At 60.3% G+C, this 21068-nt stretch carries 18 protein-coding genes; 7 read left to right on the top strand and 11 right to left on the bottom strand.

Going from position 1 to position 21068, the window contains the following annotated elements:
• The first annotated feature begins 191 nt into the window (after positions 1–191).
• Positions 192–1220, top strand: coding sequence for a glycosyltransferase family 2 protein (locus JQK15_RS05420; protein ID WP_214864036.1), 1029 nt, complete (start codon positions 192–194; stop codon positions 1218–1220).
• Here the strand turns inward: JQK15_RS05420 and JQK15_RS05415 are convergent.
• The 9 genes from JQK15_RS05415 to JQK15_RS05375 form a co-directional block, all read right to left on the bottom strand.
• Positions 1178–2194 carry a polysaccharide pyruvyl transferase family protein gene (locus JQK15_RS05415; RefSeq protein WP_214864034.1) on the bottom strand — a complete coding sequence of 339 codons (1017 nt, stop codon included), beginning with the start codon at positions 2192–2194 and terminating at the stop codon, positions 1178–1180. The two genes, JQK15_RS05420 and JQK15_RS05415, sit on opposite strands and share 43 nt — an antisense overlap.
• A complete protein-coding gene (locus tag JQK15_RS05410; protein ID WP_214864032.1) occupies positions 2191–3255 on the bottom strand; it encodes a glycosyltransferase family A protein in 1065 nt (354 codons plus the stop codon). The genes JQK15_RS05415 and JQK15_RS05410 overlap by 4 nt, the downstream gene beginning before the upstream one ends.
• Positions 3245–5290, bottom strand: coding sequence for a WecB/TagA/CpsF family glycosyltransferase (locus JQK15_RS05405; RefSeq protein ID WP_251007604.1), 2046 nt, complete (start codon positions 5288–5290; stop codon positions 3245–3247). The genes JQK15_RS05410 and JQK15_RS05405 overlap by 11 nt, the downstream gene beginning before the upstream one ends.
• Positions 5176–5886, bottom strand: a complete 711-nt coding sequence (locus JQK15_RS05400; protein WP_214864030.1) for a P-loop NTPase family protein — start codon at positions 5884–5886, stop codon at positions 5176–5178. The genes JQK15_RS05405 and JQK15_RS05400 overlap by 115 nt, the downstream gene beginning before the upstream one ends.
• A complete protein-coding gene (locus tag JQK15_RS05395) occupies positions 5883–7244 on the bottom strand; it encodes an exopolysaccharide biosynthesis protein (protein ID WP_069337079.1) in 1362 nt (453 codons plus the stop codon). The genes JQK15_RS05400 and JQK15_RS05395 overlap by 4 nt, the downstream gene beginning before the upstream one ends.
• A gap of 18 nt (positions 7245–7262) precedes the next feature.
• Complete coding sequence (locus JQK15_RS05390) at positions 7263–8408, bottom strand: AAA family ATPase (protein WP_214864028.1); 1146 nt, start codon at positions 8406–8408, stop codon at positions 7263–7265.
• Positions 8409–8600: 192 nt separating this feature from the next.
• On the bottom strand, positions 8601–9395 hold the full coding sequence (locus JQK15_RS05385; protein WP_004207145.1) for a polysaccharide biosynthesis/export family protein: 795 nt from the start codon (positions 9393–9395) through the stop codon (positions 8601–8603).
• 11 nt (positions 9396–9406) lie between these two features.
• Positions 9407–10606, bottom strand: coding sequence for an outer membrane beta-barrel protein (locus JQK15_RS05380; protein WP_214864026.1), 1200 nt, complete (start codon positions 10604–10606; stop codon positions 9407–9409).
• Positions 10603–11541 (bottom strand): glycoside hydrolase family 5 protein, encoded by a 939-nt coding sequence (locus JQK15_RS05375; protein WP_251007603.1) that lies wholly within the window; start codon positions 11539–11541, stop codon positions 10603–10605. Before JQK15_RS05375 ends, JQK15_RS05380 begins: the two co-directional genes overlap by 4 nt.
• Before the next feature lie 155 nt (positions 11542–11696).
• On the opposite strand from JQK15_RS05375, the gene JQK15_RS05370 reads away from it, so the two are divergent.
• The gene (locus JQK15_RS05370; protein WP_214864023.1) at positions 11697–12272 is read left to right on the top strand and encodes a hypothetical protein; all 576 of its coding nucleotides are present in this window, start codon (positions 11697–11699) and stop codon (positions 12270–12272) included.
• Between the two features lie 26 nt (positions 12273–12298).
• On the opposite strand, the gene JQK15_RS05365 is transcribed toward JQK15_RS05370, so the two are convergent.
• Positions 12299–13465 carry an NAD-dependent epimerase/dehydratase family protein gene (locus JQK15_RS05365; protein WP_214864020.1) on the bottom strand — a complete coding sequence of 389 codons (1167 nt, stop codon included), beginning with the start codon at positions 13463–13465 and terminating at the stop codon, positions 12299–12301.
• Positions 13466–13735: 270 nt separating this feature from the next.
• On the opposite strand from JQK15_RS05365, the gene JQK15_RS05360 reads away from it, so the two are divergent.
• The 4 genes from JQK15_RS05360 to JQK15_RS05345 all read left to right on the top strand — a co-directional run bounded on the left by JQK15_RS05360 (position 13736) and on the right by JQK15_RS05345 (position 18614).
• Entirely contained in the window at positions 13736–14302 is a 567-nt protein-coding gene (locus tag JQK15_RS05360) for an acyltransferase (RefSeq protein WP_251007602.1), read from the top strand.
• Positions 14303–14314: 12 nt separating this feature from the next.
• A complete protein-coding gene (locus JQK15_RS05355; RefSeq protein WP_026109650.1) occupies positions 14315–15784 on the top strand; it encodes a lipopolysaccharide biosynthesis protein in 1470 nt (489 codons plus the stop codon).
• A 291-nt stretch (positions 15785–16075) separates the two neighbouring features.
• Complete coding sequence (locus JQK15_RS05350) at positions 16076–18067, top strand: PAS domain-containing sensor histidine kinase (protein WP_277788502.1); 1992 nt, start codon at positions 16076–16078, stop codon at positions 18065–18067.
• Positions 17997–18614 carry a response regulator transcription factor gene (locus JQK15_RS05345; protein WP_072894451.1) on the top strand — a complete coding sequence of 206 codons (618 nt, stop codon included), beginning with the start codon at positions 17997–17999 and terminating at the stop codon, positions 18612–18614. The genes JQK15_RS05350 and JQK15_RS05345 overlap by 71 nt, the downstream gene beginning before the upstream one ends.
• A 3-nt stretch (positions 18615–18617) precedes the next feature.
• On the opposite strand, the gene JQK15_RS05340 is transcribed toward JQK15_RS05345, so the two are convergent.
• Positions 18618–18839: a hypothetical protein gene (locus JQK15_RS05340; RefSeq protein ID WP_138984411.1), complete on the bottom strand. Its 222-nt coding sequence runs from the start codon at positions 18837–18839 to the stop codon at positions 18618–18620.
• A 318-nt stretch (positions 18840–19157) separates the two neighbouring features.
• Here JQK15_RS05340 and JQK15_RS26790 point away from each other — a divergent pair, with 318 nt between their 5' ends.
• On the top strand, positions 19158–20543 hold the full coding sequence (locus JQK15_RS26790) for a sugar transferase (RefSeq protein WP_251007601.1): 1386 nt from the start codon (positions 19158–19160) through the stop codon (positions 20541–20543).
• Positions 20544–21068: the final 525 nt, after the last annotated feature.

Below are 21068 nucleotides of genomic sequence, written 5' to 3'. Positions count from 1 at the left end.
CGGATTATATCTATTAAGACCCTGTATGTGATCTGATATGAAGGTTTCAGAAAGAGGAAGGAAGCCTCTTCTGTATATTGCAACGTTGGGTGTGTCAGATAATTCCACTAGGTGAAATTCCTCAATTCGTTGCGGTTTCATCGATTGGTATATCGAAGCTTATTATCGCTTTCGAGTAAGGCATAACACCTATGCAAAATCCCGCGATTGCTCCTGTGCTCCCCCTTGTCAGTGTCGTGATTGCGGCGTTCAACGCCGAGGACAGCCTGGATCGCGCGGTGCAATCTGCGCTTGCGCAGAAACTCCCGGTGGAGGTGATCATCGTCGATGACGCGTCCGGCGACAAAACCGTGGCAATCGCCGAACGGTTGATGGAGCAGGACTCACGGGTGCGACTGGTGCTAAGCGAGGCCAATGGTGGCCCTTCGGTCGCGCGGAATCTGGGGATTGGGGCCGCGCGGGGCGAATGGATCGCGATACTGGACGCCGATGATGCGTTCGCACCGGGCAGACTGGTTTATCTGACCGCGCTCGGCGATCGGCATGACGCCGATCTGGTCGCGGACAATCTGTTTTTCTATGATTGGCACGCCGGAACAGTCGTCGGCACGGCATTGTCGCGGACAGCGCAGCCGATCCGGCATATCCGACCGGCCGAATTCGTCCGCAACGCGATCACCGGACGCTCGCCGTTCGATTTCGGCCAGCTCAAGCCGATATTTCGTCGCCGTTTCCTGACGACCCGTTGCTTGCGCTACCCGCCCCAGTTGCGGCACGGCGAAGATTTCGCCTTCATCATCGATTGCCTGCTGGCAGACGGTCGTTTCATTCTGAGTGCAGAGCCGCATTATCTGTTCACTCAGCGGCAGGGCTCCATTTCGGATCAGGGATCGGGGCAATCCCGGACATTATTGAACCTGGATGCAATGCGCGCCCATAGTCTTGCCATGCTGGATCTGCCCCGCGTTCGCGATGATCGTGTTCTGTCACGGTTGTTAGCCCGTCGCGCCAGCGCCATTAGGCAGCAGCATAGCTGGAACCGCGTCTATCCGCATCTTCGCGCACGCAAGCCGATGGCATTGCTGGAGGCGATGATGACGGACTGGAGCAACTGGCCCATGCTGGGACGCCATCTGATCCGTCGCTGGCATCATCGCGCGCAGATGGCGCGGATCGCTCAGCCCGATCGCACCAGCTTGTCGAACTCGACGCTGAGCTGATCGACACGGCTTGCAAAGATCCGATCGTCGCTCAGAAATCCCGCCTCGCTCTTCAATTGTTCAAGTGCGGAGGCGATGCGGCTGTGTTGCCGTCGGTTCCATGTGGCGATACGCCGCGCGACCGTGGGTGGTTGTGGCAGACGCCGCGGCAGGGCGAGCAGATGATGTTTCAGTTTGGGCCGCACGGACATCCACCAGCCGCGCTGTTCGCGACGGGTCATCTGCCTTTGATGCGCAAGCGCGCCTTCTGCATCAGGATGCGCAAGTCGATAATGTTCACCGACCAGACGCCGGACTCCGTCGCGATAGGCAGTGTCCAACGTCGCGGTAGGCAATATTCGCGGCTCATAGGGCAAGTTGAGGGAAAGTGACCAGTCGAGCCATTTGAAGCTGTTGATCCTTCCCGAACTGGAGACCGGAATCCAGGGAACGCGCAGCGTATCGGCGATGATCGCTGCGTGCATCGAATCGGCGATCACCAGACGTGACCGGCGGATTTCGTCGATGACCTGATGCGCGCATTGCCGTGGGTCCACCAGCTTTACGTCGGCGGTAGCGCAGGCCGCAGCCCAGTCGCCTTCATCCATCGCCTCGTAGTGGGGAATGAAGATGGGCCGGCCGCGCTCAGCTTCGGGTAGGGGCTTGAGCCGATCCAGCGTGGAAAGCAGCAGCGCGCCATCGGCAATCGCCCGATCTGGGCGGTTGACGACGCGCGCCGTGAGCGGGCCGCGTAACGCCACCACATCCCAGCGATCGGTCGAGAAATCCTCGGGCACAGGCCTATAGCCCAGGCCACTGGAGAAAATTCTGATCCGCGATGCGGGCGGCATATGATTGCCGATGATCGTGCCGATGCCGCAGAACAGCGTATCGGCTTCGTCGGACCAACGGCCGGGAGCAAGCTCCTCCCACAGCCAGCCGTTGAGGTCATCGCCAAAATTCCCTTCCTTGGCGCGATAATAGAAGAGTTTCATGTCATGGCCTCGTCCAGGCGGGGGCTGTGCCAGCGCATCTTTCGAATGATGATGTCGCGCCATAATGGCAGCAGCGAGACGTTCATGAGCCGATAGGCGTCCAGGATGATGCGACGCTGCTCACCATTTTTCAGGCCCTGATAGACACGGGGGTGAAGCAGGATCGCCGCCATCTCTCGGCGCAAGATCATGATGCGCTGGTCGGTCAGGCACGCGGCAGCGGCGCTGATGCCCGGCGTGATCTTCATCAATCGATTGGCGAGTACCATCGACATGAGGCGGCGCAGATTTTTGGCACCAAGGCGCTCATGCGCATCGCGATAAAGATTGATACCTTCTCCACGCTGGGCCTTGGCCAGCTTGGAGAAGCAGATCCCCTCAACGCTGTGCGCCAGCCGCACCCACATCAGCCAGTCTTCGCCGGCATAGCGAAGTCGTTCCTCGAACCGGAGATCGCGCATCGCCCTGCGGCGCAGGATTACGGCAGATGTCTGGCAGAGATATTCCTGCACCATGAATTGCCCCGCGCGGTCGGGCTGCAGGCGATAGATTTGCCCGCCCAGAGGCAGGGGTTCGAACGCATCCTCATTGGCGCCCTGCGCAAAGAGTGTCAGCGAGGCGAACAGGCTGGACGGCGGCATGGCGCTATCGCAGAAATAGAAATCATGCCCCAGTTCGAGCGCGTCCACGCCTTGTTGCAGATGATCTGGCGCCCAACTGTCATCGGAGTCCAGGAAGGCGACATAGTCGATGTCGGGTCCGATCTGATCAAGGCCGCGATTGCGCGCAGCAGCGGGCCCGGCGTTCGATTGCTGCATGGTTCGGAGGTTCAGCCAGGGTGGCAATTCCATGTCTGCCAGTTCGTCCTGCGCCGGAATGGGCGAACTATCGTCGATTATGAGGAGTTCCACCTCGGTGGGCGCGGTGAATGTTTGCGCAACGATCGAGCGGAGGGCCTGTTGCAGGATACCCCGTTCACGCTGGAAATAGGGGATGATGACCGCGATCCGGCGTACGGCCCGCAGTTCACTTGGGTAGGGCTGCACAGGATCAGGCGGCATCGGCGTTGCGGACAGCGTGGGAGTGGGGTGATGACGGCGGGATCGGGCCGTCCGAGTAGCCACTCCTGGCGTCACGGATGGCATTCATGAGGAAGGTGACATTGCCGCGCAAATAGCGGTCTGCCAGTCGGGTCGGTTCGTTCATGAGCCGGAATATCCATTCCATGCGCATGCGGCGCAGCCAGACAGGCGCGCGCGGGACATGGCCGGCGGTGAAATCGAGCAAGGCGCCCGCGCACAATATGGGGCGGCCGATATGGGATGCCCATTTGGCCGCCCACAATTCCTGGCGGGGGTTCCCCATCGCCGCGATCACCAGATCAGCGCCGCTCTCCCGAATGTGGCGGCTCAGATGCTCCTCTTCTTGCGGGTCGAAGAAGCCATGGCGGGTGCCGACTATTCGAATATGGGGATGGCGCTCTTCCAGGATCGCGGCTGCGCGCTCCGCAATACCGGGGGTTGCGCCTACCAGGAATAGCCGGAGGCGGTCCGGATAGTTCTTCAGGAGTTGGGGAATGAAGTCGGTGCCGTTCAGATTGTGAGGGAAAGAGTTCCCGTAGCGGAGGCGACTTGCGATATCGACGCCGACGCCGTCATTAAGGACCAGCGCGTCGTTCAGCGCGGCTGCGACGCCCTCGACCCGCCGTGCCTGGTTGATCAGATGGGCATTGCCGAATGCTACCACGCGCGGCGCCTGGTCCCTGATCAGGCCCGAAACGGCTTTCAGCGCGTCGCTCTCCGAAAGAACGGCAAGGCGAAGCGGCCCAATCTGGCGGGTCTGACGTCCCAGAATATGTTCGTAGATGGCCGAGATCCTGGCGCTCACGCCCGGCCAGCCATAAGCCAGCAGACCTGCGGCAGTGGTCGGGGAGGGCGAGCGTTGCTGCGCCTTGCGAATGTCCTGCAGGGTGCGGGCAGCGGACAACGGATCGGTGAAATCGATCAGGCTGCCGGTATCGAGCTTGACGCAGGAGCGACGATGCGCCGGAATGTCGCTGACGACCGGATATAGTCCGGCGGACACCCCCTCGATCAGGGAAATACCGAAACCTTCATAGGCGCTGGGCGATGCGAAGATGGTACTCCGGGCAATCAGTGCCTGCAGGGCCTCGTCGCTGGGGCTATCATGAAATTCCACCAGATCGCCCAAGCCGAGTTGTTCGACGATCTGTTGCAGATCGGCGAAGGTGACACCCATCGGCTTTCCCGCGATGATCAGCCGGGCCTTGCGGTCCAGCCGGTGCAGATGCGCAAACCAGCGGATCAACAGGTCGATCCGCTTGTTCGGCGCGATCCGGCCGAAATAGATGAAGCGATGCTCGGCGGAAGGCGATTGCGCAAGACCGGCGAACTTGACCGTGTCCACGCCGTTTTCGACCAAGGTAAGTGCGCGACGATTGACCTTGGCGAACGTCTCATAGTCCGCTTCGCTGCAGGCAATGATCGCCCGATATCCAGCCAGTGAAAGGCGGGTCATGCTGTGAAAGTAGAATTGCTTCAATCGACGGGCATAGCCGGTATGAAAGAAGCCGCCATGCGTGGACAGGACCAGCGGTTTGCGGTGCAGCAGCCGGGTCAGTGCCAGATAGTCGGCGAAGAAATCGACGGCGTGGACATGGACGATGTCGCAATCGTCCAGATGGTGCAGCACGGATGGTGCGAGCGGATAGCGACGTCCACCTAGATAGGGTATCCGGACCACCTCGACGTCGTCGATGATTTCGCATCGTGGCAAGGGCGCGTCGTCGCCGTCGAAGATGCGGTCCAGGGTGATCATCCTGACCTGGTGCCCGGCGCGAGCCTGTTCGCGGCACAGATTTCGGGTGAAGCTTTCCAGCCCGCCGAGTCCGGGATGATATTGTCGGGAAATATGGGCGATTTTCATATCATACCCCCTTGGTGCCGACCGATCGCTGACCGCTAGATCAGCATGATGGTGCCGATCAGCACCGTGTTCAGCATGGTCATCTTGTTGATCACGGCCTTGAGCTCGCTGGTCGATGTCTGATCGCGCTGGACCGCAACTATCGCGCAATCGGCGCTGCCTGCCGCATGAGCGAGATCGTCGATATGGCTGGCGTCGACCAGGCACAGATCGAAATGAGCCGTCAGCGACGACAGGCGTTGCGACAGTGGCGCAAGCGGACTGCCGTCGATGGCACAGCCATCCTGTTGGGGAGCGGCCATGACGAACAGCGACCGGATACTGCTCGGCTGCACCAGCTGAAATGGCTCATCCATGTCGTCCGGCGAGCCTGTTCGTGCATTCATGCCAAGCAGGCGATGTTGAACGAAGCCGGAATGCTCCATGTCGACGATCAAGGTGCGCAGACCGCTCAGGGCTGCCGATACGGCGATATTCGCCGTCAATATGGCCGCCTGCTCGCTCGCCTCGATTGCGATGATCGCGATAGACCCGGGCGCGCGACCGTCGGGATGGCGCATTGCAGACAGGGTCGACTGGATGTCCCGCGCTTGTTCCGCCAGCATTGCGCTGGGGGCGTGGATCACCGCGATTGCGGGATCGACATTGGCGTGGACCGTCCCCGTTTCCTCGCGCGTATCGCCATCGTAAGGCGGCGGCAGGCCGGGATAGACATCCTCTACCGGTTCAGTCGAGCGAAGCCTCATGACCAATTGCCTCCTTCGATACGGAGTTGCTTGCCGTTGACGCGCAGGTCTGCCTGACCAAGCAACGGCACGCCGGTAAGATAGGTGACGGTGTTACGGCTGCGGACGCGCGGACTGAGCCATTCGGCTAGGATGACCGAGCCGATTGCGAGCATGAGGGCCACCATCGTCATCATCAGGAACCGCACGCCGATATTGGGCGCGTTGGGGATCATCGGCGGTTCTGCAATGTCGAGCCGCACGATGTTGAGCGACGGAGCCGTGCTGGTGGCATGCAACTGCGAGAATTGTTCGGTCTGCGCCTCATATTCCTTGCGCGCCGATTCCACATTGCTTTCCAGCACGGCGAGCTTGCCGCGATCGGCCGCGAGCGACAGCATGCGCCCGCGATGCTGGTCGAGCAGGGCCTGCATCGTGCCCTGATTGGCCGATGCCGCCGAACTGGCGGCCGCCAGCGTGCCCGACATCTTGCCGGTTTCCTGGGCCAGACTGTCCTGCATCTGGCGCAACTGCTGCTGGGCGGCACGCATCGTCGCATGATTGGGGCCGAGTTCGGCAGCCATCTGGCTGATTTCCGCTGATTTGGCTGCGATCTGCGCCCTTAGCCCCTGGATCACCCCGCTCGATTGAATGTCGGGCATATTGGCGCCGCCCGCCGCGCGCGACCGGGCCTCCGCAGCAACGGCTTCGGCCGACGACAGTTTCGACGACAATTCGCTGAGGCGCGTGCTTTCCGCATCGATGGCGCCAGTGGCGACAATGCCATGGGCGCGCTGGAAATCGGCGAGCCGTGCCTGCGCCTCTTCCATTCGCTGTTCGGACGCGGCGATCTGTTTCTTGTACCAGGCAGCAAAGCGCTGGGCGAATTCGTTGCTGATGCCCAGGCGCGCATCATTGAAGGCCTGGGCGAAGCTGTTGGCCATCAACGCCGAGCGCTGTGGATCGAGGCTGCGGTAGGAGACGTCGATCGTATTGCCGGTCGCGCTGGGCGAAACCTGCAAACCCGACTGGACGCTGCGGCTGATCCAGCCTTCGAAACTCTGGTTGCCGTTTGTCTGCTCCTGCCAACGTGCGCGCATGGCCGGATTTTTGAAAAGGCCAAGCCGCTCGGCCACCTTGCGGGCAATCACCTCGCTCTGCAGGATTCTGGACTCCGTCGCGAGCATGGATTCGCCGGTCGCCTCGTTCGATTTGCCGCCGGTCGGGTCCGGTGCGCGGTTGTCGAACAACAAGGTGGCGGTCGCGCGATATTCGCGTGGCGTGATCGCAATCCACAGGACCGTCAGCGCCATGACGCAGCAGAAGATGGCGGCTGCCATTCTCCAGCGCTGCAGGATGGCTCGCGTTATGTCGAACATGTACATCCTATCGGTCCCTTACGATGCAGCGCTTTGGCGCTGCCCTTCTACAAGGCTGACGACACGCCGGGTCAGGTGGTCGCCGTGGCGGCTGGCAGACAACATGCCGAGCAGGAACTGGGGGGCGAGGCTGTCCCGGAACATGAGGGCGGTGCTGCCCGGCCGGGCGTGCATGGCGCGGCGCAGGATTTCCAGGACCGGACCGTCGCGGTCGATATGCGGCGCCTGCTGTTCCGGTGCGAGTCCGGGAGGAACGATCGCGGCGCGGACGACCTGCTCGATCACCGGCCAATGGCCAGCACCCAGATCGATGGCCTCATGGAACAGCGCAGCATCTGTCGGATTGGTGATCGTCCAGTCGTCGACCGCCCGCATCATCCCCGCGAGCGTTGCCGGCATTTCGACCACTGTCTTGCGCTGCCTGAGGGTCTCAAGGCAGGCCAGCGCGCAGAACAGGCGGACATGATAGGGGGAGCCGCATGCGACATGGGCAATTGTCTCGCGCGCGGCATCGCTGAAGTTGAGGCCGGCCTGGGACGCGCCGCGGTCGATCAAGTCGAACACGGCGGCCGTGTCAATCCGCACGATGGGAACGGCGGTCATGTGCCGTCGCAGCGATTCATGGCCTTCGATGAGCTGGCTCAATCCGGACGCGATACCGACCGCCAGAATATGAACCGGGAGGGCCGCGTCGGAGAGCAGCTTCATGGTGCGCGACAATTCGCCAAGAACAGCCGGATCGGTGATGCGGTCGAACTCGTCGAGGATGAAGATGAATTTTCGCTGCCCATGTTCGGCGAGCGCTTCCACGACATCGCGCGGTCCAACGACGATCGGCGTATCTGTCGCGGGTGAGCGCGGCAGGTTTCCGCGGGCGGCATCGAGGAACGGCGAGATCAGGCTGGTAAAATCCTGCCCTGGCTCGCATGCCATGTAGAAGACCAGATAGCCGCGATTGTCGGCAACATTGGCGAAGACGCGCGCTAGCGAGGTCTTGCCTGTTCCACGGCCGCCAAAGATCATCGCATGATTGCCGCGGTCCAGCACCCCCTCCACCAGCAGGTCCATCTCCTGCTGCCGGCCATGAAGATGGCGGGCGGCCGTGACGGGCTGGGTCGCATTGAACCCCTTGCGTATCGCTGATCGGACAGCGTCAGCGGACATGGCTGCATTTGTAGATGGTGTGATGGATGCAGCACCGGTCGATTGCGCATTTTCAGGCACGCCGCCCGTAGCTCGGGAACGCCGGCCAGGCGCTTCTCGGCGACGCTCGGGCTCGGGCGTTCGTCGGAGCCAACGGGCAATTCTGGTGAAGATATTCACGCAATGCCTCCTGTCAGGATACCGGATCGCATCTCAGAAGGTCCGCTCGTTGACGGTGTAGACGTCACCAGGCTTGACCAGCATATCGAGGCTGGCCTTCTTGATGATCTCCGTGCCACGGTGCAGCGTGATCTTCTTTTCCGATCCGCCCAATGTCGGCCCGCCGGCCTGGGCCAGCATCTGGCGAAGGGTCATGCCGGTTTCGAAGGCGACGCGGCCGGGCTTGTTCACCTGGCCGTAGATGAATACCTCCTCGGCCTTCGGCACGAAGATGGAATCGCCTGCGCGCAGGAACTGACCGGTCCCGCTTTGCGGGTCGAGATCGCTGAGGGCAATCCGCCGATCCGCTTCTCCCGTTCGTTGCAGGATCGCATAGTCCGCCGCGTCCGCGCGGGCGCCGCCGGTGCGCGCCAGCATCATCGCGATCGTCTGAGGTCGATCCAGGGGGTAGAGCCCAGGGTTCTGGAGGTTGCCGAACATCGTGACCGATCGACTGACGAAGCTCACGACTTCGACATTGACGATCGGATCGACGAAATATCCGCCCGTCTGCAATTGCCGGCGGATATTGTTTGCAAGGGCGTTGGTCGTGGATCCCTCCGCAACCACGTCGCCGATGCTCGGCAGGGTGATGCGCCCATCTTCCTTGATCCGCGTTTTGACTTCGATCGGATAGGCGCCGAATATCGAGACGCGGATCTCGTCATTGGCGCCCAGGACATAGGCAGCGACCGCTTCCTTGTTGTCGACGCCGGCCAATACGGGATTGGCGAGCGTGGCCAGAAGAAGGGAACTGCACAGGTTTCGCATCGCACGGGGTAAGAACATGGCCATGCTCCTCACAATGTAAGGCCAAGGGACAGCATCATCGATGTCGATTTATATCGGTAGCGCTCGACTGCGCTTTCACGCCATTCGTGGCGAACGTCCACGCCGGCCGTCAGGCGGCTGCGCAGTGCAAATCGATATCCGGCGTTGAGCGCGATCGTTTCGTCGGTACCGCGCATCATGTCGGTGTCGATCAACAGCTCGCCCTTGAACTGGCGCCTGGCATAGCTCGCGCCAGCCTGGATCGAAGATCGCGAACTGAGGGGCGCATTGCCGCGCAGCGAAAAATTGGTCAGGACGATATAGGTCGCGCCGGTGTTGCTCTGGTTGCTGGTGCTGCGGCTGCCGTCGAATACCAGGGATGTGCGCGGCGATGGCCGATAGACGGCACCGGCATGATAGCCCAGACCCGAATAGTCATCGACCCGTTCATCACGCGCCTTGGTATGAATATAGCCAATTCCGGCACTCCAACTGAGACGCGGAGCGACGGCGCGTTTGAACTCGATCCCAACCCGATAATTGTCGGCACCGCGGCTCATGCGCAGTTCGGACGTCTCGCCTGACCAGTGGGGGCGGCGGAAAGCTTCGACGTTGAACATCAGTCGGATGTCGCCAAGGCTTGCCTTGCTATAGGCGATACCAATGCCCGCGCTGCGGGTGCGGATGTCGAACGGCCGGCGTGAATCGACGCTATTGTTCGTTTGCAAATAGCCGAGCTTGATGACGGGATAGTAACCATAGGGCTTGTCGCACTCGGCCGTGACCGCATAGTCCTGGGTGCGTTCGCTGTTGCCGACGATCATGCCTTGATCGGCCAGATCGGCCTGTGCGAAATTCAGTCGGGCGCTTGGACGCAGATAACAGAGTGCGCTGACCTTAACATCGCCCTTGGCGGTGAGCGTAACGCGCTCACGATCGAGATTGCTGTAGCGCTGATGGAAGTCATAGCCCAACGATCCCACGACCGTGACCTGGTGGACACCGAGATTTTTCCTGAAGGTGACATCGAGCGCCGGGGTGATGCGAATATCGTCCTTGTCACCGGAGACGAGATCATCGCTCTGGCGCAGGACATTGTCGTCGTAGAGCATCCGTACCGTGGGTGCCACGGTCAGGCCGTCAGGCGGCACTTCGACCTGCGCAAAGGCTGGGCAGACCAAGATGATCGAGCAGGCAAGGGGAAGGCGCGCATAATGCAGGCGGGTCATCTTGCGGCTCCCGCCTGGCTGTATTTTGCAACAATGGCTGCCTGTGGCCGGGCTTTGCCTTGTACGGGTTGCAGGCTCATGGGATAGTTTGCGCCCCACCATGGGCCGCCGGCCCAATAGGCCCAACCCATCCAGACATCGGCATTGGCATCGAGATGCTTGAGCAGGGCGTCTAGGCTGTCGAGGCAGGCGGCATTTGCTGGGGCGCCGAACTCGCCAAGGAAGCCCTTGTGGCGGTTGTCCCGAAGCCATTTTGTCGCCGCTTCCATGCGGCGTTGGATGACCGGCGGTGCTTCGCATTGCGCCTTCATCCCGGAACTGTCCGAGTCCAGATATTGGTGCATCTCGATCGCATAATTGCCGGCTGGATCGCGGAAGTTCTGGAAGGCGGCAGCGTTGGAGGCGCGGCCGCCAGCGATCCAGCTATGCGCGCCGGTCCAGTTGGAGCCCGGCACGAACAGCATGTTGCGCGCACCCGCCTTTCGGATGGCGACGATGCTTTCGTCCACCATCGAGCGCCAGCGTGCTGGGGCCATGCCGTTCGGCTCATTCATCAGGCCGAAGGCCACCTGCCTGTTCCCGCGATAATGCTCGGCCAGCCGGCGCCAGAGATCGGCAAGTTTCGCACTCCCATCTGGCGATTGATCCAGTCGCTGTCCCCCGTTGGCGCCATAATTATGGATGTCGAGGATGATGATCCGGAACGGAGCGAGGGTTGCCACGACCTTGTCCAGACGCGCCTGTTCGGCAGTCGAAAGGGGCTGCAGCGGGACGGGTTGGATCCGCTCCCACAATATCGGAACCCGGACGATCTTCATGCCCATCGCAACGAAGGGCGCCGCGGTGCGCGCGTCGGGATAGATATAATCCTTCCCGAAAATACCCGGCTTCCTGCCCGAGTTGAACTCTCCGCCCGCGAGGTTGATTCCCGACAACGGTGGCTCCGCGCAGGCCATCCATGGGCATGCCGTCAAGAGCAGGGCAGCACATCGGATCGCAAGGACCGTCCGTCTCGGGCGCTGAGGGGCACTCATGGTCAGCGCTGCCCGCCTGTGCTAGCAGAGCGCCGCAAAGGAATAGATTGTAGGGCATGGCACCGATCGGGAACAGGCAGGCGAGCGTGGATGTCGCTATCGCGCCCGCGTCGCGACATGCGGCGCGGGCCGTCGCCGGACGTGAACGACATGCCGCGTTGCTGACTCATTTCGGCAGCGTCGGATTGTTGTTGATGCGGGGCATCGTGACCGACGTTGGGCAGTCGGGCGATGCGGAAACGCGCGTGATCCATTATCGCCGGCAGGTTGATGGAAAATATTGCGTCGAACTGCCCGCGCGCATCGATGTCGATATCGGAGATATGATCATGATCCGTGCGCTGACGCTGCCCGACGGGGCGGTGCGGCCGATCATGGCGCGGGCGAAGAGCCAACGGGAATGGATAATGCTCGATGATGTCAACGTGATCGTCGACGATTATACTCGTGCCACACGCCGGTTCGTTCGTTGGGGCACAGGGGCCGGATCGGCTCTGGCAATGCTGGCGGTTTGTGGCATCGCGGCTCCTCTCGCGCTGACCACAGCGGTATTTTCCTTTGCCGGTGCCTGGAGCTTGCATCGCCGCGATCGCCGAGATCGGACGAGAATCGGCCGCTGGCTTGCCCGTTAGGTCGGCAAGAGTTCCAATGGACATGGTCATGCGAGCATCCCCTGCTGCCGATACCAGGTGATGGTGCGACGAAAGCCTTCCTCCAGATTGATCAGCGGCTGATAGCCGAGGACCGTCTGCGCCCGCCTGATGCTGAACGCGCGGTTGTGCCTGAAGATGGTCAGCCGGCGACGAGGTAGAGGGGGTTGTAATCCTAGCGGCGCATAAAGTGCTTCGCACAGGCGTGCGGCCATTAGCGCGAGGCTGTAGGGGATGGTCGCCTTGGGTGGTGGCACATCCAAGGCGGTCGCGACGGCCCTCACATAGTCGCGCAGCGGCAGGAAGACGCGATCGCCCAGGATGAAGGTGCCCGATGGCGCATCGGGATGAACCATCGTCAATATGTAGCCGGCGACCAGGTCATCAATATAGACAGGATGGAAATTGGGCGTTTGCCGGCCCACAAACAGAAACCGGCGGCGCTGGACCAGGCGGAACAGCTTCAGCATCCGGGTGTCGCCTGGGCCATAGGTGGAGCAGGGGCGAACGATGACGACGCCCATGCCCGGACGGCCCATTTCGTCACGGCAAAGATCTTCGGCTCGCAACTTGCTTTCCTGATAGGGATCGCGCGGGTCGAATGGCGCATTTTCGTCCGCAGGGGCGTCGGCCACATTGCCGTGGACGCCAATCGACGAGCAATAGATGAAGCGCTCGATTCCGGCTTGTCGGCTCGCTTCAAGCAGGGTCCGAGTAGCATCCCGATTGACCTGCATGAACGCCTTGCGCGGTCCTTCGGTACGGAACATCGCGGCGATGTGAAAACAATAGCGTGCGTCCCGAAGCAGCGCGTCGAAACGATCAGTGTCGGTCAGCGAGCCCTCGATCCACTCTATGCCGCTCTCGCGCTCCGCTTCGGTCAGGGGCCTGCGGCACATCGAGCGGACGCGGTAGCCCATTTGCAGGAGTTGACGGGCGAGCGCGCCGCCAACGAAGCCAGTCGCGCCGGTCACTGCTATGATGGGCTGATAACCGATTTCGTTCATGTAAATAGCTTCCAGTCGACGACGAGAGGCGATGCATTCATCATCGCTATCTTGCCTCCAGGCGCATTGATCGGCGAAAGCAATTGCGTCTCCATTGAAGAAACGATCATTCCGTTGCCCGATCGCGATAATATTGCCTCGATCTTGCTTAAGGAAATTCTTACGCAACTGCGGTATTAGTCAACATCAGGGGTAACACCTATCAATTAGGTGCAAATACATAATGGAACATGATTTTGTTATGTGTGAATTTGGTGTTTGTTCGGGTGAGTGACGCGAGCACTCGATGCACGTGCCATCTTGTCCGACGCGGACGCGTTTTCATGAGTGGATCTGCATGGTGCGTTTGGTTCTTGGCGCCCATTCGATCGTGGAGGCGCGTCGCTATTCAGGCTTTCGGCTCATGCTTGCCGCGTGAGCGCCAGTCGGAGAACGGGTTTGGCATTGCAATTTCTGTCTGCACAGCTGGATCATCTTTACGCGCGACTGACCGTGATGCGACTCCGCGCGCAAGGCTGCCAACCGGGGCGGGGCCTGCGCGTGCGAGGTGGCGTGCCTTATCTCCGGAACCCCGGATCCCTGGTCATTGGCAACAATGTCCGCCTGCGGAATGAACCGACCCGGATTCGCCTGGCTACGGTTCCGCAGGGGGCCATCATTCTTGGCGACGAGGTTTCGTTGAACACGGGAGTTCATATCTTCAGCGCTGCGCGGATCGATGTCGGCGGCGGTTCGCGTATCGGTGATAATGTCGCGATGTTCGACACGAGCTTCCATCCCGTTCATGAAGGGCGCTCCGTAAGGCCCCGTCCGATCACGATCGGTCGCAACGTCTGGATTGGCCGCAACGCCATCATCTTGCCCGGCGTGTCGATTGGCGATCATTCCGTGGTGGCAGCCGGATCAGTGGTCTTTGATGATGTTCCCGCCCGACAAGTGTGGCGGGGCAACCCCGCGGCATTCGTGAAGCATGTCCGGGCGACCGACGATTTTCGACGTAGCTAGGGGGAGGGCGATATGTCAGGTCCGGCGTTGGGGCGCGCAGTCCGTTCAGGCATGGCCTGGTCCATCCTGGAAAGTTGGGGTGTGCAACTGTTGCAGTTCCTGACCTTCCTCGTGATTGCGCGCTATGTCGATGCGACGATGCTGGGCATCGTCGCCATGGCCCTGCTGGTAGGGCAATGGTTCCAGATGATCATATTGTCGGGGATCAGTGCATCGCTTGTGAGCAAGGGCGGCGCTGCCGATGCCGACTTGGATGATACGGCCTTCTGGATTTCTGCTGCGGCCGGCGCGCTGCTGCTGATCGCGACCTTCTTGCTAGCCGACTTGGTTGAGCGGACCGCCGCCCATCAGGGCTTGGGCATGGTTTTGCGATGGCTGAGCGTCGCGAATTTCCTGGGTGCGCTGAACGTCGTGCCACAGGCTTGGCTGACGCGGGCCTTGCTGATGCGGCCATTGGCCACGCGCTCGACAATCTCGACCCTGGTGGGCGGCCTTGTCGGAATAGCACTGGCCGTGGCCGGTTATGGCGTGATGGCGCTGGTGGCACAAAATCTGGCCGTAGCGGTCATCGGAACGATAATCCTGTGGGCCGCCTGCCCGATGCGACCCCGACTGCGTTTTTCACGGGAAAAGGCAAGGGACGTGCTTTTCTATGGCCGTCATGTCGGCGTGACGGGCGCTGCGAATTTCTTCAACGCCAATGCTGACATCATGGTCATCGGCCTGGCGCTCGGCGGCGCAGCGACAGGCATTTATACCGTCGGCAAGCGGGCTTTGCTGGCCGCCAATCTGATGCTGGCGCGTGCGCTGTCCCGTGTGGCACTTCCGGTCTTCTCGCAACTCAAGGGGGATCCGCCCCGCCTTGCAAAGGCTTTCCTCAGAATAGTGTCGGCGACATCGTCCATAACGACCCCGGCCTTTGTCGGCCTGGCGATCGTATCGGACGAGTTTATTTTCCTGTTGTTCGGTCCGCGTTGGGCGGCGGCAGCCGATGTGATGCGCTATCTCAGCCTGTTCGGCGCGCTCCAGGCGATCGGCATTTACAATCAGTCGCTGATGCTCGCCATGGGAAAGCCGCAATGGCAGACTTGGCTGGCGGGCATTTATGCGCTGGTCAATATTGTCACCTTCTTCTTTGCCGTTGAATATGGGATGGCTGCGGTCGCTGCCGCGTTCACGGCGCGCGCCTATATCCTCTATCCCCTGTCCGTCTGGCCAGTTGTGGTTCTGCTGCCGCTGGGATGGCGGGATTATTGGAAGGCGCTGCGGCCCAGTGTCGTCGCATCGCTGGTCATGGCTGTTTTTCTATGGGGGTTCCGGTTCGCATTGGCCGGCCAAGCGCCGATTCCGATGCTGTTGTCGACGGTCATCGCTGGGGCAGCGGTCTATATGGTCGTCCTCGGACTGGTCGGACGGACCATTGTCATCGACATGTTCCATTTCGCACGGGCAGGGGGCAAACGCGTGTCCTCCACCAGTTAAATTTCCGAAGTGGACATTTTTGGAAATCCTCCGGCAATGACATTTTGCAGCTGCGGAACGAAATTTCTCAAAATGTGTAAAACTACCTACTATACTTCCCCTAATGCCGATGTTAAAAATTGCGCATTGCAGCAGAGAATTATGTAAACCTCCAACTGGATCAATAATCGGTCAGGGGTGAGCATGGGGCAGACGTCCGATTGAAGACGTGAGCCGGTTTCTGCCATCCCTTTCAGGGTGACGGTCGCAGCATATGAAATAATTCTGGGCGTTAAGCGCGGGGTTTGAGTTATGTTCGCAGCCGTCAGACGATTTAACATCATGCCGATCTCCAAGGCGGGCCAAGTCCGCGCCAGCTTTTCGCTGGTCAGATTGCGTTGCCTCAGGCGCCACGTCTCGTGGAGTGGGGTCAGTCGCTATCTGGTCGGGTTGGCCATGGTCGCGATCGCGCTCGCCGCTTTTCAGGCCGATGAATATCCGTCCTTCTCCAGCGAATTTTATGTGATATTCACATTCGTTGCATTGTTTACGACGATGCTGTTCGGCGCCGGACCGGGCTTTCTGGCTGGTATCGCCGCCTTGGCGGTCACTTATCTGCTTGAAGGCTTTCATGGCGGGCTGCTTGCGGCGGGCGCCTTCCTCATGGCCCTGGTTGCCGCCAACGTTGTGGCGCTTCGCGCGACATTCTGGCGCGCTAGGGCGGAATATCAGGCTGCCCATGTCGGCCGGCTGATGACGCAGATGAAGCTGCTGACCGACGGCGCGGCGCATTATGCCCTCTACATGACCGATGTTTCGGGGTTCATCCTGCATTGGAATCGCGGTGCCGAGCGCTTTACCGGCTGGTTGACCGGCGAGGTGATGCATCGCCATGTCGCGCTGCTCTACCCAGGGCGCGCGGAGATCAAGGCGCGCATGGCGCAGGCCTTCGCCTTCGCCCGCCAGCATGGCAGCTGGGAATTCGATCATGAATGCTGCCGCAGCGATGGCACGATCTATCTGCAAAATTGCGTTGTCACGGCATTGTACGACAATGACGGAGCGTTGCAGGGCTTTGCCAACCTGATCCGCGACGTCACGCTGGAGCGCGCGCATGAGCTTGCGCTGCAGGAGCGGGAGCATGAGTTGCGGTTGATATTGGAGACCGCGCCGGACGCCGTCTTCGTATTCGATGCCGACGGCTGCATCGAATATATCAACGAAGCGGCCTCCCGCATGTTCGGCTATGATCTGGTGGATCTCAAAGGCCAGAATTTCGAGAGCCTGCTGCTGGTCTGTCCTTCTGAAGACGAAGTGCCTGACGAATATCCATTCCGGATCGTCGATGTTTCGGAAAAGATCGAGCGGCAGTTGATCGGCCGGCATCATAATGGCTCGAATTTTCCAACCGAGATGACCTTCGTGCGGATGGAAGCGAACGGCGGCACAAGGTTTACGGCCTTTGTGCGCGACCTTTCCGAACAGGAGGCGACGAAGGCCCGGCTGGAAACCCTGCAGGCGGAAATGCTGGATGGCACCCGCTATAGCGCAATGGGCGCGATGGCGTCGATGCTGTCGCACGAGTTGACCCAGCCATTGACAGCGCTTGCAGCCTATATGGAGGGGGGCAGCATCCTGCTCAACAATCTCAACGGCGGGAGTCGGGCGAAGCTGGACGAGATTTTCCATCTCGCGTCAAGCGAAGCGGTGCGGGCGGGGGCGATCATGCGCCATTTGCGCGATTTCACCAGTAGTGGCGAAGCGCAACTGGAGGTGCAGGATATCGGCGAAATGGTGCGCAGCAGCATTGCGCTCGTCCGCCCCGCAGCTGCCCGTGCGCAAGTCCGCGTCGTGCTTCGGGTTGCGCCGGACGCGGGGCCGGTATTCGCCGATCCGGTCCAGATCCAGCAGGTGATCGGCAATCTTTGTCGCAATGCCATCGATGCGATGCGCAACATGGATGAGCGGATCCTGACGATCCACGCATCCCGCGTCGATGAGCTTACCACCCAAGTCATGATTACCGACACCGGCTCGGGCATCGCTGCGGAAATCCGCGAGCGGCTGTTCGACGCCTTTGTCACTACCAAGGAAGAGGGAACTGGGGTCGGATTGTCCATTTGTCGAACAATTGTGGAGGCCCATGGCGGCCGGATCTGGGTTGAGCCCGCGCCTGCCGGCAGCTGCTTTTGTTTCACATTGAAGCGTAAGAAGGGGATTCTTTGTGGAGGAAATGAAGACGATTCACATCGTGGACGACGAATATTCCGTCAGAGCGGCAACGGCATTCTTGTTGGAGCTTGAAGGATATTCGGTCCGCACTTGGCAGAGGGGCGCTCATTTCCTCGCCGCCGCGCCGACCGAGCCGCCGGGTTGCGTCATCCTGGACCTGCGCATGCCCGACATGGATGGACTGGAGGTACAGCGCCGGCTCAATGAAGCGGACCTTAATTTTCCGGTCATCATGCTGACGGGGCATGGCGACATTGCCGTGACGGTCGCGGCAATGAAGATGGGCGCCGTGGATTTCCTGGTGAAGCCGTTCGAGCGGCAGAGCCTGCTGCAGGCGGTCGAGAACGCCTGGTCGGTGCTATATGATAATGGTGCGCGCCGGCAAAGGGTCGCGCAGGCGCAATCGCTGGTGGAAAAGTTGACGCCGCGCGAGCGCGATGTGCTGGCAGGCCTGACAATGGGGCTGCCGAACAAGCACATCGCCCTGCAATTGGGCATCAGCCCGCGCACGATCGAAATTCATCGCGCAAACCTGATGGCAAAGCTCAAGACGCGCAATCTTTCGGATGCTCTGAGAGTTGCATTTGCGGCGGGAATAGGCCGGAGGCTGGACGGATGAGCGTCAATATTTCTGCCGCCGTGGTGCTTTTTTTCGCCATAAAGAGGGGATTGTCGCGATGAGCGCCAATAGTGTGATCGGGAGCCAGAAAATTGCGAAAAGGCGATCCGGCCATGCTGGCTTGATTTCCACGAGCGACGCATTTTGACGTTGCCAGAGATGATAAAGGCCGATCGCCCAAACGACCAATATGATTGTCGCACTGGCATAGAGTGCAATGGTCATATTCCCCTGGACCTCCCATTTTTGGATGAAGGGACGATGATCTGGTTCGCTTAATTTAACAAAAGCAAGATGATATTAATATAAGTGAAATTACGCTGTTAATAGAATTGCAAATTGAGTTAAATTCGTTCTGATATAAAATTTAATTTCTGATAATTGATTGGTTAATATTAATTAGGTGTTGTCACGGATTGATGCTTTTGAGGCGTCCGTGCTCTTGTTGGTTGAACTAATTTCGCTCCTCTGCGTGCTGCGGAACTGGGAGCGTCCGGCCATTGCTGTGCCAGTGGTCGACAATCGACGAGAAAAGGACAGGGCATGGCAAATCCGGATTTGGCGGCGCGTTTCCACAGCGCGAGCGGAACGGGGGCGTTAATCGCCAGGCGCAACGCGCGCTTATGGCTGTGCCTGCTCTTGCTGTCGGCTGATTGCTTGGCGCTGCTGATTGGCTTTGGCGTAGGCGCGCGCCTCTCGCCGGCATCCTCATCGGACATGATCGGATCATTATCCGCAGGCATTCTCGTCTTTGCGATCATCGCCTTTCACAGCCAGGCTTACAGCATGTCCTGTCTGACCAGCGCGACGATCAGCTGTCGTGCAGCGACATTGGCATTTGGTGCCACCATGCTGCTGTTCTTCCTTGTAATTTTTGCATCGAAGGCGGTGGGAACCTTCCCGCGCTCAGGCATGTTGTTCGGCGTCTTTGGCAGCCTGGGGCTGCTGGTCGTGCAGCGCTCACTGATGGCCTATGCGGTCCGGCGTTGCTTCGGAAATCAGCTATTCGCGGAAATATTGATCCTTGATGGTATCGCGCGCCCCAATGATTGCGGTGCGGCGGCCGTGATCGATGCGCGCCAGATCGGGCTGCGCCCCGAAGAGGACGATCCGCACAAGCTGCACCAATTGGGTGTGCTGCTGCGTGATTATGACAGGGCGATCATCCTTTGTCCGGCTGCGCGCCGGGCGAGTTGGGCGGAGATATTGAAGGGCAGTAATGTCCAGGGCGAAGTCGTCGTGCCTGAGGTCGGGGAGACTGCACCGCTCGCGGTGGGGACCTGGCTGGACACGTCGACCCTGGTGGTCTCGCGCGGCCCGCTCAACCTCGCTGACCGCGCGCGCAAGCGCTTGCTCGACATTGCCTTGACTGTGCCCCTGGTCATTGCGCTGCTGCCGTTGCTGCTTCTGGTGGCGATCGCCATCAAGATCGACAGCACCGGGCCGGTCTTCTTTCGCCAACAACGGATCGGTCGCGGCAACCGCTTGTTCCGGATTTACAAGTTCCGCAGCATGCGGACCGATTGCGGCGACGCGTTGGGGAGCCGTTCCACTGGTCGAAGTGATGACCGTGTGACCCGCATCGGGCGCTTCATTCGCAGCACAAGCATCGACGAACTGCCCCAGCTGTTCAATGTTCTGCTTGGCGAAATGAGCCTCGTCGGGCCGCGGCCGCACGCTTTGGGCTCGACCGCTGACAACGCCTATTTCTGGCAGGTCGATCGGCAATATTGGCATCGTCACGCGCTCAAGCCCGGCATCACGGGACTGGCCCAGATCAGGGGTTTCCGTGGCGCGACGGAAACACGCGGCGACATCTTGCGGCGGATCGAGGCGGATCTGGAATATCTGCACGGCTGGAGCCTGGCGCGGGATGTCGGCATCCTGCTGCGGACCTTCAACGTGCTCGTTCATCACAAGGCGTTCTGAAACCGGGGGGCATGATCGATCATGATCGGCCGCAAATCACCTCAGGATGAGCCGGCCATGGCGACGAAGCTGGAATGAGGCATGCGTCGCCACCCGCCTATATCATGATGGGCGCGGCCTCCAATTCTCCAATCTGGATGATGTCGCCTGGTGCCAACCCGGAATTGTCGAACATCGGAAGGATCACATCGGCGTGGCTTGGCCGTGGTTCATGTGGGCAGGCAAGAAGGGGATGTTGCGGTGTAATTTTTGTTTTGGTTCATTTTTTGCGAGAAAGGTGTTGACGGGTTCGCCTGACGGGCCTAGATGCCACTCCACCGACGCGGTGATGACCAACGGTTCTCGCCACGCACGGTCGCCAACATAGCAGGACAGTATGTCCCCCGATAGAGATAGCGGGGGACGATCACTGTCCGCTTCGATGTTTGGACGGCTCTTTGACATTGTGATTTAGATGAAGGGACATGTGGGCGGCGGCCCTGGGTTCTTACGGCTTTCAGGCGTAGGGATTCAGATAAATTTAGG

Origin of the sequence: Sphingobium sp. BHU LFT2 (genome assembly GCF_018604485.1) — a bacterium.
In the GTDB taxonomy this organism is placed as follows: Bacteria; Pseudomonadota; Alphaproteobacteria; order Sphingomonadales; family Sphingomonadaceae; genus Sphingobium; species Sphingobium yanoikuyae_A.
The sequence above is the reverse complement of the archived record's forward strand: the minus strand, read 5'-3'. Positions and strand labels throughout refer to the sequence as shown.

Coding starts and splice junctions, on each gene's coding strand:
- JQK15_RS05420 (WP_214864036.1), top strand. CDS start 192: ATGCAAAATCCCGCGATTGCTCCTGTGCTCCCCCTTGTCAGTGTCGTG.
- JQK15_RS05415 (WP_214864034.1), bottom strand. CDS start 2,194: ATGAAACTCTTCTATTATCGCGCCAAGGAAGGGAATTTTGGCGATGAC.
- JQK15_RS05410 (WP_214864032.1), bottom strand. CDS start 3,255: ATGCCGCCTGATCCTGTGCAGCCCTACCCAAGTGAACTGCGGGCCGTA.
- JQK15_RS05400 (WP_214864030.1), bottom strand. CDS start 5,886: ATGAGGCTTCGCTCGACTGAACCGGTAGAGGATGTCTATCCCGGCCTG.
- JQK15_RS05395 (WP_069337079.1), bottom strand. CDS start 7,244: ATGTTCGACATAACGCGAGCCATCCTGCAGCGCTGGAGAATGGCAGCC.
- JQK15_RS05390 (WP_214864028.1), bottom strand. CDS start 8,408: ATGTCCGCTGACGCTGTCCGATCAGCGATACGCAAGGGGTTCAATGCG.
- JQK15_RS05385 (WP_004207145.1), bottom strand. CDS start 9,395: ATGTTCTTACCCCGTGCGATGCGAAACCTGTGCAGTTCCCTTCTTCTG.
- JQK15_RS05380 (WP_214864026.1), bottom strand. CDS start 10,606: ATGACCCGCCTGCATTATGCGCGCCTTCCCCTTGCCTGCTCGATCATC.
- JQK15_RS05370 (WP_214864023.1), top strand. CDS start 11,697: ATGGCACCGATCGGGAACAGGCAGGCGAGCGTGGATGTCGCTATCGCG.
- JQK15_RS05355 (WP_026109650.1), top strand. CDS start 14,315: ATGTCAGGTCCGGCGTTGGGGCGCGCAGTCCGTTCAGGCATGGCCTGG.
- JQK15_RS05350 (WP_277788502.1), top strand. CDS start 16,076: ATGTTCGCAGCCGTCAGACGATTTAACATCATGCCGATCTCCAAGGCG.
- JQK15_RS05345 (WP_072894451.1), top strand. CDS start 17,997: ATGAAGACGATTCACATCGTGGACGACGAATATTCCGTCAGAGCGGCA.
- JQK15_RS05340 (WP_138984411.1), bottom strand. CDS start 18,839: ATGACCATTGCACTCTATGCCAGTGCGACAATCATATTGGTCGTTTGG.
- JQK15_RS26790 (WP_251007601.1), top strand. CDS start 19,158: ATGGCAAATCCGGATTTGGCGGCGCGTTTCCACAGCGCGAGCGGAACG.